At 62.4% G+C, this 14,400-nt stretch carries 12 protein-coding genes; 7 read left to right on the forward strand and 5 right to left on the reverse strand.

What is annotated here, in order from left to right:
• The first annotated feature begins 98 nt into the window (after positions 1-98).
• The 3 genes from ACIQUF_RS04210 (at position 99) to ACIQUF_RS04220 (ending at position 3,682) form a co-directional block, all read left to right on the forward strand.
• Positions 99-1,472 (forward strand): APC family permease, encoded by a 1,374-nt coding sequence (locus tag ACIQUF_RS04210; protein WP_403128751.1) that lies wholly within the window; start codon positions 99-101, stop codon positions 1,470-1,472.
• 134 nt (positions 1,473-1,606) lie between these two features.
• Complete coding sequence (locus ACIQUF_RS04215; RefSeq protein WP_403128752.1) at positions 1,607-2,899, forward strand: MFS transporter; 1,293 nt, start codon at positions 1,607-1,609, stop codon at positions 2,897-2,899.
• A gap of 12 nt (positions 2,900-2,911) precedes the next feature.
• Positions 2,912-3,682 carry a substrate-binding domain-containing protein gene (locus ACIQUF_RS04220; RefSeq protein ID WP_403128753.1) on the forward strand — a complete coding sequence of 257 codons (771 nt, stop codon included), beginning with the start codon at positions 2,912-2,914 and terminating at the stop codon, positions 3,680-3,682.
• Here ACIQUF_RS04220 and ACIQUF_RS04225 read toward each other — a convergent pair.
• Positions 3,672-4,577 carry a LysR family transcriptional regulator gene (locus ACIQUF_RS04225; protein WP_403128755.1) on the reverse strand — a complete coding sequence of 302 codons (906 nt, stop codon included), beginning with the start codon at positions 4,575-4,577 and terminating at the stop codon, positions 3,672-3,674. The two genes, ACIQUF_RS04220 and ACIQUF_RS04225, sit on opposite strands and share 11 nt — an antisense overlap.
• A 101-nt stretch (positions 4,578-4,678) precedes the next feature.
• On the opposite strand from ACIQUF_RS04225, the gene ACIQUF_RS04230 reads away from it, so the two are divergent.
• Positions 4,679-5,866 (forward strand): MFS transporter, encoded by a 1,188-nt coding sequence (locus tag ACIQUF_RS04230; RefSeq protein ID WP_403128757.1) that lies wholly within the window; start codon positions 4,679-4,681, stop codon positions 5,864-5,866.
• A gap of 126 nt (positions 5,867-5,992) precedes the next feature.
• Here the strand turns inward: ACIQUF_RS04230 and ACIQUF_RS04235 are convergent, their stop codons facing one another.
• Genes ACIQUF_RS04235 through ACIQUF_RS04250 form a run of 4 tightly spaced genes read right to left on the reverse strand, consistent with a single transcriptional unit; the run spans position 5,993 to position 9,908 of the window.
• A complete protein-coding gene (locus tag ACIQUF_RS04235) occupies positions 5,993-7,027 on the reverse strand; it encodes a GlxA family transcriptional regulator (RefSeq protein WP_403128759.1) in 1,035 nt (344 codons plus the stop codon).
• A gap of 20 nt (positions 7,028-7,047) precedes the next feature.
• Positions 7,048-8,076, reverse strand: a complete 1,029-nt coding sequence (gene proX, locus ACIQUF_RS04240) for a glycine betaine/L-proline ABC transporter substrate-binding protein ProX (RefSeq protein ID WP_403128761.1) — start codon at positions 8,074-8,076, stop codon at positions 7,048-7,050.
• A complete protein-coding gene (gene proW, locus ACIQUF_RS04245; protein ID WP_403128763.1) occupies positions 8,076-9,035 on the reverse strand; it encodes a glycine betaine/L-proline ABC transporter permease ProW in 960 nt (319 codons plus the stop codon). The genes proX and proW overlap by 1 nt, the downstream gene beginning before the upstream one ends.
• 21 nt (positions 9,036-9,056) lie before the next feature.
• On the reverse strand, positions 9,057-9,908 hold the full coding sequence (locus ACIQUF_RS04250; RefSeq protein WP_403128765.1) for a glycine betaine/L-proline ABC transporter ATP-binding protein: 852 nt from the start codon (positions 9,906-9,908) through the stop codon (positions 9,057-9,059).
• Between the two features lie 373 nt (positions 9,909-10,281).
• On the opposite strand from ACIQUF_RS04250, the gene ACIQUF_RS04255 reads away from it, so the two are divergent.
• From ACIQUF_RS04255 to ACIQUF_RS04265, 3 genes are all read left to right on the forward strand, one after another.
• Positions 10,282-11,538, forward strand: coding sequence for an SRPBCC family protein (locus ACIQUF_RS04255; protein WP_403128766.1), 1,257 nt, complete (start codon positions 10,282-10,284; stop codon positions 11,536-11,538).
• A 4-nt stretch (positions 11,539-11,542) separates the two neighbouring features.
• A complete protein-coding gene (locus ACIQUF_RS04260; protein ID WP_403128768.1) occupies positions 11,543-12,667 on the forward strand; it encodes an FAD-binding oxidoreductase in 1,125 nt (374 codons plus the stop codon).
• Positions 12,668-12,749: 82 nt separating this feature from the next.
• Positions 12,750-14,378 carry a BCCT family transporter gene (locus ACIQUF_RS04265; protein ID WP_403128771.1) on the forward strand — a complete coding sequence of 543 codons (1,629 nt, stop codon included), beginning with the start codon at positions 12,750-12,752 and terminating at the stop codon, positions 14,376-14,378.
• Positions 14,379-14,400: the final 22 nt, after the last annotated feature.

The following is a 14,400-nucleotide window of genomic DNA, read 5'->3' on the forward strand; positions in this document are numbered from 1 at the left end:
CCTGTCCCACCTCAGCTCTGCCCCTGATCGAACGCCATCCCCATGATCGAGCCTGCTCGCATCGTGCGGCGTCCTGCATCCCAAACCAGGAGTCAGCAATGCATACAACAACAACTACAGCCCATCCGCCCCACCCTGCTTCGCAAGCCACTGGCTCCGGCCGTTTTCGAAAATCCATGGGCATGACCGCGCTGGTGCTGTTCGGCCTGGCCTACATGGTTCCGCTGGCGGTGTTCACCACCTACGGGCTGGTCACCCAGATGACTAGAGGGCACCTGCCCACCGCCTACCTGCTGACCCTTGCCGCCATGCTGCTCACCGCCTACAGCTACGGCCGCATGGTCCAGGCCCACCCCTACTCCGGTTCCGTCTACACCTACACGCGCAAGGCGTTTGGCAGCCACTTCGGCTTCATCGCCGGCTGGACCTTGCTGCTCGACTACATTTTCCTGCCGCTGCTCAGCTACCTGCTGATCGGTATCTACATGTCCGAATACTTCCCGGCGGTGCACGCCTGGGTGTGGGTGCTGGGCTCCATCGCCCTGGTCACCTTTCTCAACCTGATCGGCATCGAGTCGATTACCCGGGTCAACTGGATCCTGGTGGTCGCGCAACTGGTGTTCATCGTGGTTTTCGTCGCGTTATCGGTGCGCAACTTGTCCGATCAGGCGGCGCCGATCTCGTTGCTGGCGCCGTTCCACCACGAAGGTTTCAGCGTGCCGCTGATCATGACTGGGGCTGCGGTACTGTGCCTGTCGTTCCTGGGCTTTGACGCCGTCTCGACCATGGCCGAGGAAACCACAAACCCCGAGCGGCGCATCCCCCAAGCAATCATGGCAGTGTCAGTGATTGGTGGGCTGCTGTTCCTGCTGGTGTCGTACTTCGCGCAGATGGTCTTCCCCGAGTGGTCGACGTTCGCCGACCCGGATTCCGCTTCGGTGGATGTCATGCGCCGGGTCGGCGGCGAGTTGCTGGTCACAGCCTTTACCGCCACCTACGTCGCCGGTTGCTTCGCCTCGGCGATGGTGTCCCAGGCCAGCGTGTCGCGGGTGCTGTTCGCCATGGGCCGAGACGGCGCCTTGCCTCGGGTGTTCGGGCAGTTGGTGACGAAGAAACGAGTACCTGCGACGGCGATCATGCTGGTCAGCATCCTGTCGCTGGTCGCCCTGTTCATCACCCTCGACACCGTGGCCAACATGATCAGCTTTGGCGCATTGTTCGCCTTCTCGGCCGTCAACCTGGCGGTGGTCAAGCATTACCTGGTCGACAACAAGCTGAGCGGCACCCGCAACTACCTGCTGTATGGCGCCATCCCGGCGCTGGGCTTTCTCAGTACGTTGTGGCTGTGGAGCAGCCTGTCGAGCATGTCGTTCACCATCGGCCTGTGCTGGATGGGCGCCGGCTTCATCTGCCTGCTCGGGCTGACACGTGCCTTCCGGGTGAAGCTACCTGACCTGCAAATGGCAGATTGATCCGCTAGACACATCAATCCATGCGAACAATGCAATTCTCATATCAATACCCCTGTCGCACCATGCTCCGCCTATAAGAACCGTGCGCCGTCTCCAGCCGGCGCACGTCATAAAAGCGGTATGGAGTACAGGCAATGACAGCAGCAACTTCCTCCGGCGGTTCCCGAGCCGGCGCGATCTTCCGGGTCACGTCGGGCAACTTCCTCGAACAGTTTGACTTCTTCCTCTTCGGTTTTTACGCCACGCAGATCGCGGCGGTGTTCTTCCCTGCCAGCAGTGAATTCGCGTCCTTGATGATGACCTTCGCCGTATTCGGCGCGGGCTTCCTGATGCGCCCGCTGGGCGCAGTGGTGCTGGGTGCCTACATCGACGAGGTGGGCCGGCGCAAAGGGCTGATCGTCACGTTGTCGATCATGGCCAGCGGCACGATCCTGATCGTGCTGGTACCCGGCTATGAAAGCATTGGCCTGCTTGCCCCGGCGCTGGTATTGGTCGGCCGCCTGCTGCAAGGCTTCTCGGCTGGTGCGGAACTGGGCGGTGTGTCGGTGTACCTGGCGGAAATCGCCACGCCCGGCAACAAAGGCTTCTTCACCAGTTGGCAGTCGGCCAGCCAGCAGGTGGCGATCATCGTTGCCGCCGCGTTGGGCTTTGCCTTGAACCAGTGGATGGCCCCGGCGATGATCGCCGATTGGGGCTGGCGCATTCCGTTCTTCGTCGGCTGCCTGATCGTTCCGTTCATCTTCCTGCTGCGCCGCAACCTGGCGGAGTCCGAAGAATACGCTGCACGCAAGCATCGCCCGTCAATGGCTGAGGTGTTGCGGACCCTGGTGCAACATTGGACGACGGTGGTTGCCGGGATGCTGATGGTCGCGCTGACCACCACGGCGTTCTACCTGATCACCGTGTACGCGCCGACCTTCGGCAAGACCGTGCTGCACCTGAGCACGTCCGATGCGCTGCTGGTGACCTTGCTGGTGGGCGTGTCGAACTTCATCTGGTTGCCGCTGGGTGGTGCGCTGTCCGACCGCATCGGCCGCCGCCCGGTGCTGATCGCCATGACCCTGCTGACCTTGGCCACGGCCTACCCGGCGTTGGACTACCTGGTCAACGCGCCGAGCTTCCTGCACATGCTGATGGTGCTGCTGTGGTTGTCGTTCATCTACGGCCTGTACAACGGCGCGATGATCCCGGCGCTGACCGAAATCATGCCGGTCGAAGTGCGCGTCGCCGGCTTCTCGCTGGCCTACAGCCTGGCCACTGCGGTGTTCGGTGGTTTCACCCCGGCGATCTCGACCTTCCTTATCCAGTACACCGCCGACAAGGCCGCACCGGGTTACTGGATGAGCTTCGCGGCGCTCTGCGCACTGTGCGCGACGCTGTTCCTCTACCGTCGCGCCAGCGGCCGCCTGCAACCGGCCATGGGCTGAAGGAGCATGATCATGCACAAATTACTGCAAAGCGTTGTTCTGTTGGCCTGTGCTGGCCTGGCTACCCTCGCCCAGGCCGAACAGATCAAGGTGATGACCTCCGGCGGTTTCACCGCCGCCTACCAGCTGCTCGGCCCGAAATTCGCCGCTGCCAGCGGCAACACCCTGGACACGACCCTCGGCCCCTCGATGGGCAAGGCCCCCGAAGCCATCCCCAATCGCATGGCCCGGGGTGAACAGGCCGATGTGGTGATCATGGTGGGCTACGCGCTCGATGAGTTGATCAAGCAGGGCAAGGTCGACCCGGCTTCACGGGTGGAACTGGCAGACTCGCGCATCGGCCTGGTGGTGCGCGCTGGCGCGCCGAAGCCGGATATCGGCTCGGTGCAAGCGTTGAAGCAAACGCTGCTGGCCGCCAATTCGGTGGCCTATTCGGACAGTGCCAGCGGCGTGTATGTCGAGAACCAGCTGTTCAAGCGGCTGGGCATCGAAGACCAGCTCAAACCCAAGGCCACGATGGTGCCGAAAATTCCGGTCGCTTCGGTGATTGCCAAGGGTGACTACCAGCTGGGCTTGCAGCAGGTCAGCGAATTGCTGCCGGTGCCGGGGGTAAGTTTTGTCGGCAAGCTGCCTGAGGCGGTGCAATCGGTGACACGCTTTGCCGCTGGCATCCCGGTCAATGCCCAGCACCCGCGCCAGGCGAAGGCGTTGCTTGACTACCTGGCGGCGCCAGGCGCGCAGCAGGATGTACAGGCCACCGGGCTGGATTCGGTCAGCCGCTGACGTCGGCCTTCATCTGCACCACCAACCGCTCCAGCGCCAACGCCGCCGGGGTCAGCGTGCGACCCCGGCGCTTGATCAAGCCGACACTGCGCATCACCTCGGGGTCGGTCAACGGCACCCGGGTAAGAATAGGATGATCCGCCGCCGGCATCGCCATCAACGGCACGGCGGCCACCCCCAGGCCCGCTTCGACCAGGCCGATCATGGTAGTGACGTGACGGGTTTCGCAGATGCTCTGACGCTGCGGCACGATGCCACTGAGCGCCTGGTCGAGCAGGAAGCGGTTACCCGAAGTCTTACCCAGCGAGATGTAATCCTGCTGGTAGAACTCATCCCAACTGACGCTACCGCGCCCCGCCAGCGGATGATCGCGCCGGCACGCCACCACATAACTCTCCTGCACCAGTGGCTCAAATTCCACGTCAGCCTCCAATGTGCCCATGAAGCTCAGGCCAAAATCCGCCTCGCCCTCGACTACGGCGCTGAGCACATCGTGGGCGCTGGAATCCAGAACCTTGACCTTGATGCGCGGATATTGCTGGTGGTAGTGGGCAATCACCCGCGGCATGAAGTAATACGCCGCTGAAGGAACGCAGGCGACCGTCACCTGTCCGAGCCGAGTCGAAGCGACTTCGCTGATGCCCAGCAAGGCGTTGTCCAGATCGTCCAGCAAACGCTCGACGCTGGGCATGAAACCTCGCCCGGCCTGGGTCAGGCTGACCTTGCGCGTGGTGCGCTCGAACAGTCGCACGCCCAATGCATCTTCGAGCTTTTCGATGCGCCGGCTCAGTGCTGGCTGGGAGATGCGGACGGCTTCTGCAGCCTTGCTGAAACTGCCCTGGTCGACCACCGCACGAAAGGCTTGCAAGTCGTTGAGGTCGAAGTTGATGGCCATGACGCGCACTCGTGAACCGGCAGATTGATACGGGCATTTTATGAGTTCGTACAATTAATGCAAAATGTAACAAGCAACCCACGTTTCAATTAAGGATTCAGATGTCTGTTCAGGAATTACCGCCGCTCACCCGCTCCAAAGGCGAGATCGGCAGAATGGAGGCCGCGATGGCCTTGGGCAGTTTTGCCATCGGTACCGGCGAATTTTCCATCATGGGGCTGATGCCAGACATCGCCAGTAACCTGCAGCTGAGCGAACCCCAGGTGGGCCATGCCATCAGCGCCTATGCGCTGGGCGTGGTGGTCGGTGCGCCGGCGTTGGCGATTCTCGGGGCCAAGCTGCTGCGCAAGCACATGCTGTTGCTGTTGATGGCGCTGTACGCCATCGGCAACATGGCCACCGCGTTCGCCCCGTCGTTCGCCAGCATGGTCGCCTTCCGCTTCATCAGCGGCCTACCCCACGGAGCGTATTTCGGCATCGCCGCCGTAGTGGCGTCGAGCATGGTGCCTACCAACCAGCGTGCCGGGGCCGTGGCCAGGGTGATGATGGGCCTGACCCTGGCCATGCTGCTGGGCAACCCGGTGGCGACGTACCTTGGCCAGTTCTTCGGCTGGCGCTCGGCTTTCATCCTGGTAGGGGCGATTGCCTTGTGCACCATGGCCCTGGTCTGGCGCTTCGTGCCCCAGCCACATGATGAGGTACGCAGCGATCCGCGCAAGGAGCTGAAAGCCTTCACCCTGCCCCAGGTGTGGATGGCGCTGGCGATTGCTTCGATCGGCTTTGCCGGGATGTTCTGTGTGTTCAGCTACCTGGCACCGACCATGCTGCAGGTGACCCGGGTGTCACCTGAGTGGATTCCGTTTGGCCTGGCCGCATTCGGTGCCGGCGGCATCATCGGCAACATTGCCGGTGGCAAGCTGTTCGACTGCCTGCAGTTCCGTGCCGTGGGCGTCGTGCTGCTGTGGTCGACCGCCGTGCTGGTGTTCTTCACCTTCGCGGCCCATTCACTGTGGACGATCCTGCTGGGTGTTGGCCTGGTCGGCACCATGATTGCCCTGGCCGCGCCGCTGCAGATCCGCTTGATGGACATCGCCCACGAGGCGCCGAGCCTCGCTGCAGCTTCCAACCACGCCGCCTTCAACCTGGCCAACGCCCTGGGGCCGTGGTTGGGCGGTATGGCGATCAGTGCGGGAATGGGCTGGACCAGTACCGGCTATATCGGCGCCGCCACTGCGTTGGTCGGCCTGGGGATCTACCTGGTGGCACGCCGTATGAAGGGCGGCCACTAGCCAGTGGGAATCTCGGAACACTGACCCAATCGCTGTGGGAGCGGCTTCAGCCGCGAACACCGGCAAAGCCGGTGCCATCCACCGCGTCGCTAGCTTCGCGGCTAAAGCCGCTCCCACAGGTTTACTTCAATGCACCGCCCAGCCCCGGCTCATCGCCCGATACTTGCGCGGTGGCATGGCGAAAAAGCTGTGAAACCGCCGGTAGAAATAGGAAAAGCTGGTAAAGCCACTGGCAATGGCAATCTCCGACATTGGCTTGTCGGTGTGCTGCAACAACTGCCGGGCATGCCCCAGGCGCAACTCCAGGTAGAACGTCAGCGGCGTCGACTGCACATGCTGGCGGAACGCACGTTCAAGCTGGCGCCGGGACAGCTTCACATGCCGAGCGATCTCGTCGATGGCGATGGGCTCCTCGATGTTGCAGCTCATCAGCTCGATCGCTTCGTTGAGGTTCTGCGGCAACCCGACCCTGAACGGCGGCACTACCTTGGGTACCGCCGGTGCGGGTTTGTCCGCCGCAACGATCTGCTCCACGCCGACCAACAGGCTTTTGCCGTAACGCCCGGCCAGCAGTTCCAGCATCATGTCCAGCGCACTGGAAGCGCCTGCACAGCTCAGGCGCCGACGGTCAAGCACATGCCCTGCGCGGCTGACCCGCACCCCAGGGAACAACTCACTCATCATCGCCCGGCCCTCAACGTGGAAGGCGCAGTCATGCTCATCGAGCAGCCCAGCTTCGGCTATAAAGTACGCGCCGTTCCACAAGCCACCTAGCAGGCAACCGTGGCTGTCGGCTTCGTGCAGCTTGCGGCGCAGGCGCGGGTTGCGTTTCAGCGGCACCCTGAAACCGCCACAGACGAACAGGAAGTCCAGGCTGCGAGCATCCAGGTCGGCCAGGGTCTGGTCGACCGAGATGACGATGCCCGAGTCGCTCCTGACCTGCGCGCTGTCGCCGATCATCGTGAACGCGAACAGCGGCTTGGCACTGACCTGATTGGCGGCGGCCAGGGTGTCCATGGCCGTGGTCAACGTCATCATCGAGAAGTGTTCCAACAACACGAACCCGACCCGACGCAACGCCGCACCCGTGGCCAGCCGATGATCCGGCGCCAAGTGAGCGAAATTCCTGTTTCTGAGGTGGCTGGCGGCTGGCTGGGTCATGGTTGTGCTCTGTTGTGGAGTTACTTGCTGGCTTGCATAGCCGCGGCGCGAGCCGCCTGCAGCCAGCTGTCGAAGGCCTGGCGATGGGCGGCGATCCATTCCTGGCTGTGACGCTGGATATCGGCAAAGCTCTTCTCGCCGTTCTGCATCTTCAGGTTCTGCGCACTTTCATCCGCCGCCGGGATCTGCATCAGCGAGAGGAACTTCACGGCTGCCGGGTTTTCCTCAGCGAACTCGCGATTGATCACCGCCTCGATCTTGTCGATCGCGAAGCCCAGATTCTTGCCCTGGTACAGGGTATTGACCGTGTTATCGCCACCCGGCAGATCGGTTTTCGGCACTTCCAGCCAGACCACATCGCGCCCTTCGACCATCACCCCGGCCACCCACTGCGGCATCCAGGTGTAGTAGAACACCGGCTTGCCTTCCTTGAAGCGGGTGATGGTGTCGGCCATCAGTGCGAAGTACGAGCCCTGGTTGACGTGAATGCGGTCTTCTAGCCCGTAGGCTTTCATCTGGTGGGCAATCACCAGCTCACAGCCCCAACCGGGATTGCAGCCGGTCATGTCGGCCTTGCCGTCACCGTCGGTGTCGAACAGCTTGGCGATCTCGGGTTTGTTCAGGTCGGTGAGGTATTTGATGTGGTACTGGTCGGCGGTCTTCTTGTCGATCAGGTAGCCCTGCAGCACACCGGGGAGGATGTCGCCGACCTTGACCATGTTCTGGTCGCCACCGGCCTTCTCGTAGAAGCTGGCGTGCAGCTTGTCCCACAGGTTGACGCTGAAGTCGGCATCGCCGTAACCGACCGCCAGGATCATCGTCGCGTATTCGGTTTCCTTGGCTTTCTGCACGTTGTAACCCAGCTCGCGCAGGCCCTGGAGGGCAACTTCGCCGCGGAAACGCTCCTCGTCGACCGTGGGGAATGCCGGGGTGATCTTTATTCCTTCGCCCGGTTTGTCGACCGAGGCGCTGGCATGCAGGCACGCCAGGCCGAGGGCCAGGGCGCAGGTATTTTGCAGAAGACGGCGGGTGAAGTTAAACGGGGTCATCATCGCGTACCTTTTTCTGGTTGTTGTTTCGGCATACGGAAAATTGCCAGGCGCAGTACAGCGCCCACGGGGCCGGTGTGGTACCAGCGCAGGCTCGGGTCGGCGCTGCTGCGCGCGCCCATAGCCTGGGTGAGGCGGTCGAGGAAGATCGCCAGCAGCACCAACCCGACGCCACCGACGGTGGCCAGGCCCATGTCCAGCCGGCCGATGCCGCGCAGTACCATCTGGCCCAGGCCACCCACCGAGATCATCGAGGCGATCACCACCATCGACAGCGACAGCATCAAGGTCTGGTTGAGGCCGGCCATGATGGTCGAGGTGGCCAGTGGCAGCTGCACCCGGGTCAGCATCTGCCGGGGCGTGCAGCCGAAGGCACGAGCCGCTTCGATCTTGTCTTCCGGCACCTGGCGGATGCCCAGGTTGGTCAGGCGCACCAGCGGCGGCAGGGCGAACACGATGGTCACCAGCACGCCGGGCACGTTGCCGATGCCGAACAACATCACCACCGGCACCAGGTAAACGAACGCCGGCAGCGTCTGCATGGCATCGAGGATCGGCCGGATGATGCTTTCCAGGCGGTTGCTGCGGGCGCAGACGATGCCCAGCGGGATGCCGATGACGGCGCAGAAGAACACCGAGGTGAGTACCAGCGCCAAGGTGGTCATCGACTCCGACCACACCCCGATCAGCCCCAGTAAAGTCAGGGTGATGAAGCACAACAGCGCCATGCGCTTGCCCGCCAGCTGCCAGCCGAGCAAGGACGACAGCAGGATGCCGATGGTCGGTGGAATGCTCTGCAGGGTGAATTCGATACCGTTGAGCACCTGGTCGATCGGCCAGCGGATGGCGCGGAACACTTCGCGGAAGTTGTGCACCAGGAAGTTGAGGGTTGCGGTGACCCAGTCGCCCAGGGGGATGGTGGCCGCCTGGAAGGGGTCGAGAAGGCTGAATTCGGACATGGAGGCAAACCTCGCGTGGGTTCAGTGGCGGCTCAAAGACGGCAAAGGCGCGTCGATTGCCAGGCTGGAACACTGGCAGCGGCTGTTGAAGGTCTTGAAGAACGCGCGCACGTAATCGTTGGCCGGCTGGTTGATCAGCTCCTGCGGCGTGCCGATCTGCACCACCCGGCCGCCTTCCATGATCGCGATGCGGTGGCCGATGCGGATGGCTTCCTCGATGTCGTGGGAAATGAAGATGATGGTGCGCTGCTGCTCGGCCTGCAGGCGCATCAGCTCGCCCTGCATTTCGCTGCGGATCAGCGGGTCGAGGGCCGAGAAGGCTTCGTCCATCAGCAGAATCGTCGGGTCGTTGGCCAGCGCACGGGCCAGGCCCACGCGCTGCTGCATGCCGCCAGACAACTGGTGCGGGTAGCTGTGCTCGTGGCCGGCCAGGCCGACCTGGGCCAGTGCCTCGCGGGCACGGCTGTGGCGCTCAGCTTCCGACACACCGGCGATCTCCAGGCCAAAGGCGGTGTTCTGCAACACGCTCATGTGCGGCATCAGCGCAAAGGACTGGAACACCATGCCCATGTCCTTGCGGCGCACGTCGAGCAGGTCTTTATCGGAGAGGCCGGTGATTTCGCGGCCGTTGAGGTGGATGCTGCCGGAGGTGGGTTCGATCAGGCGATTGAACAGCCGCACCATGGTCGACTTGCCCGAGCCGGACAGGCCCATGATGACGAAGATCTCGCCACGCTTGACGGAAAAGCTTGCATCGAACACGCCGACGACGTGGCCGGTCTTGCTGAATATTTCGTGCTTGTCGGCACCCTTGTGGAGCATCTCCATGGCCATGTCCGGGTTGGCCCCGAACACTTTGAAGATGTTTTTCACGCAAATGATTTCATCGCCCTGATACATACGACCCTCATTATTATATTTATGACCAATTAACAGTGGCTTCGCAGGGTTAGCACGCTACGAAGTTTTGATTGGCAGGCGGCCTGCAGTGGCAGGCGAGGTAAGTCGCGAGGTTTTTTTAAAACTGTATCCCGGGTTCAGGCAAGCGCATTGTATATCCGAGTCAATTTGTATTATGAAAAGTACTTTAAGCCCTGCCAGAGCCAGCATTCATAGGCAAGAAACTCGCATAACCTGAAGTAATACGAAGAGGAAAAATTAGCGCGTTGACGCTCTATAAGCGCACTTTGATAATCGGCCCATACCTGTAAGGGTCCATTAAAAACAAGAGTGCCTGAGGACAACGATGAACAGCTCGACGCTACTATCCCATCGCCAACTTATCGAATCGCGCCAACCCGGCTTTGGCATGAACGGCGAGTTGTACAGCCGCCAGGATATCTTTGAAAACGACATGGATATCTTCTTCAATCGGCACTGGATCCAGGTGGCGGTCACCGCCGATGTGGATGAGCCGGGCGATGTCTACACCGTGGATATCGGCAAGGCGTCGGTGCTGATCCTGCGTGACGATGACGAGCAGATCCGCGCCTACCGCAACGTCTGCCGCCACCGTGGCGCGCGCCTGAAACCAGCCGGCAAGTCCACCGTCGGCATGCTGGTGTGCCCCTACCACCAATGGACCTACGACCTGGACGGCAGCCTCAAGCATGCCAGCCACATGGGCAAGGGCTTCGACCCCATGTGCCGCAGCCTGATTCCCGTGCACTGCAAGGTCATTGGCACCCATGTACTGATCTGCCTGGCCGACAACCCGCCGGAAGATATCAAAGACCTCGAAGAGGTCATGGGCCCACGTTTCGCGCCCTTCGACCTGACCAACACCCGCATTGCCTACGAGCTCGACTACATCGAGGAGGGCAACTGGAAGCTGGTGATGGAAAACAACCGCGAGTGCTACCACTGCGCCGGTACTCACCCGGAGCTGATCGTGTCGTACCAGTCCGAAGACCTGGGCGTCAGCCTGGAAGAAATGAGCGAGGAAGCCCGTGCATCCTATGACGCCTACCAGGTGCGCAAGGCCGGCATCGAAGCGGACTGGCAGCAGTCCGGCCTGCTCTATGAAACCGTGGAGCACCTGCACGACGATGCCCCTACGCAGTTTCGCACCCAGCGCATGATCATCGCCGGCAGCGGCGAGTCTCAGACACTCGACACCAAGGTTGCCTGCACCAAGCTGCTCGGCAACCTCACCCGCCGCGACCTGGGCGACACCCACTTGTGGGGCAACAACGCCTGGGCCCACGTGATGAGCGACCACGCCATGATCAGCTGGATCATCCCGCTGTCGCCGGAACGCACCCTGGTGCGCACCAAATGGCTGGTGCACCGCGATGCCGTCGAAGGGGTCGACTATGACCTGCAGAAACTGACCGAAGTGTGGGTCGCCACCACCCAGCAGGATGCCGCGCTGGTCGCCATCACCCACAGCGGCACCCAGGACCCGGCTTTCCAGCCAGGCCCCTACTCCACCTTCACCGAGCCGTACGTGGACCAGTTCGCCCGCTGGTACACCTCGCGCCTCGCCGCCCACGGAGTGTGAGGCCATGACTGTGTTCGAGAATATCGCCAACTTGCTCGCCGACCAACGCTTCACCGACAGTGACCACTGGGCCGCCCACGGCGCCCAGTGGGCCAGCGGCGAGAGCCGGCGCATCGAGTGCCTGAGCGTGGTGGATGAAACCCACGACGTGAAGACCTTCACTTTCCACAGCCCGGACTACCACGCCCTGGCCTACGAGCCTGGGCAGTTCCTCACCGTCTCGCCGGTGATCGACGGCGCCAGCGTGTCGCGCTGCTATACCCTGTCGTCGACACCGACCCGCCCCTTCACCTTCTCGATCACGGTCAAGCGGGTGCCGGGCGGCAGCGTTTCCAACTGGCTGCACGATAATCTGCGCGCCGGCAGTGCCCTGGCCGCTTCGGGCCCGGCAGGCGTGTTCACCCCGGTCGCCGGCCCCGCGCGCAAATTGCTGTACCTGTCCGCAGGCTCCGGCATCACCCCGCTAATGGCCATGACCCGCGCAGCCGCTGACCTGCACGCCGACCTCGACATCGTCTTCGTGCACAGCGCGCGCACGCCCAAAGACATCATCTTCCGCGACGAACTGGCCCGCCTGGAGCGCAGCATGCCGCGGTTGCGCACGTTGTTCTTCTGCGAAAGCAGCGGCGACGAGCCGGATTGGAGTGGCCCGCTTGGCCGTCTGTCACTCGATGAACTGCAACAGCACATCCCCGACTTCATGGAGCGCGCCGTGTTCACCTGCGGCCCCAAAGGCTACATGGATGCGGCCAAAGGGTTGTTGGCCGGCGCCGGTTTTGACCTGTCGCGCTATCACCAGGAAAGTTTCGACATCAGTGCCGAAGCACAACCCGAACCCGCGCCGGCCATCCCCGGCCAGGCCGTGGATACCTTCACCGTGCGCCTGGCGCGCTCGGGCAAGACCTTCACCATGGGCGCCGACCAGACCGTACTGGCCGCCGCCAAGAAAGCCGGCGCCGTGGTGCCCTCCTCGTGCAGCCAGGGCGTCTGCGGCACCTGCAAGACCGCGGTGCTCGAAGGCAGCGTGGAGATGAACCACAACGGCGGCATCCGCCAACGCGAAATCGACAAAGGCCTGCGACTGCTGTGCTGCAGCCGCCCTACTTCGGACTTGGTGATCGACCTCTGAACATCTAGCTGTACATTTCTTAGCAACGCAGCCAAGAGGGCCGCTCGAGAGGCCCTCTGCAACAATAAAAAGGATAGAGCCGATGCGTGCAAAACAGGGCCTTTTCAAAGGCCTCAACCCTATTGTGACGGTAGGGTCCCTCTCCATTGTGGTCGCCTTCGTGGTGCTGTGCGCGTCGCACGGCGACCAGGCGGCCGGCGTGTTCAAAGGCGCCTCCGACGCCATCCTCGATCACCTCAAATGGTTTTACCTGGCCCTGGTCAGCGGCATTCTCGGGGTGCTGATCTTCATTGCCTTCAGCCGCCACGGCACACTCAAACTCGGGCGCCCGGACGAAAAACCGGAATTCAGCTTCGCCGCCTGGATCGCCATGCTGTTCAGCGCCGGCATGGGCGTGGGGCTGATCTTCTGGTCGGTCGCCGAACCTGTGCTGCACTACGCCAGCAACCCGTTCACCCCTGGCCTTACCGACCAGGCCGCGTCCATGGCCATGCGCATCACCTTGCTGCACTGGGGCCTGCATCCATGGGCGATCTTTACCGTGATCGGCCTGGGCCTGGCCTATTTCGCCTACCGCGAGGGCCTGCCGCTGGCGTTGCGCTCGATCCTTTACCCGATCATCGGCAACCGCATCTACGGGCCGATCGGCCATACCGTGGACATCATCGGTGGCGCAGTGACCGCCTTTGGCGTTTCCCAGTCGCTGGGTCTTGGGGTCGAGCAGATCAATATGGGCATGCACCAAGTGTTCGGTACCCCGGTCAGCCTGTCGTTCAAGCTGGGGATTATCGCCGTGGTCACGGTGATTGCCTCGATTTCGCTGGTGGCCGGCGTGTCCAAGGGCATGAAGCGTCTGTCCACCCTGAACATGTGGATTTCCTTCGGCCTGATGCTGGTAGTGCTGGGGCTCGGCCCGACCAACTACATCATGAACCTGCTGTTCGAGTCTGCCGGCGACTATGCGCAGAACATCATCGGCATGAGTTTCTGGACCGACGCCCAGGCCGATGGCGACTGGCAAAAAAGCTGGACCGCCTTCTACTGGCCGTGGTGGATGACCTGGGGGCCGTTCGTGGGCCTCTTCATCGCCCGCATTTCCCGCGGCCGGACCATTCGCGAGCTGATCGTTGGCGCGCTGCTGGTGCCGACCGTGGTAACGATCCTGTGGATGGCTGTGTTCGGCGGCGCCGCGTTGAAGGATGAACAGCAGGTGCGCAAGGCGTACGAGCAACAGCCGGTGGCCGAGCAAACCGCCGCAGGCGCGTTCCAGGGTGGCCCGATTCTCGAAGCTACCCGCAAGGAAACCACCACGGCGATGTTCACCCTGCTCGACCGCCTGGGCGGCCCGAGTTTGGGCGCGCTGCTGAGCGTGGTCATCTGCCTGCTGCTGGCCGTACATTTTGTCACCGCCGCCGATGCCGGCACACAGGTGCTGTGCATGCTCAACTCGCTGGGCAGCATCGACCCTCCCAACTGGATAAGGGTGCTGTGGTGCGTGCTGGAGGGGGCGATTGCGGCGAGCCTGGTGATTGCCGGAGGGCTGCTGGCGATACAGATGGCCAGCATCGTGGTCGGGTTGCCGATTGCCATCTACATGTTGCTCACCGGGTATAGCCTGATGCGCAGTCTGATGGCCAATGAGCAGGTGATCCCGGTTCAGCCGATCGTGCAGGTGGATGTCCGGGCCCGTCCGCTCAATGAACTGGCCTGAATTTTTTCTGTGGGAGCGGCTT

It is taken from the genome of Pseudomonas sp. NPDC090233, assembly GCF_044772285.1.
Taxonomy (GTDB): domain Bacteria; phylum Pseudomonadota; class Gammaproteobacteria; order Pseudomonadales; family Pseudomonadaceae; genus Aquipseudomonas.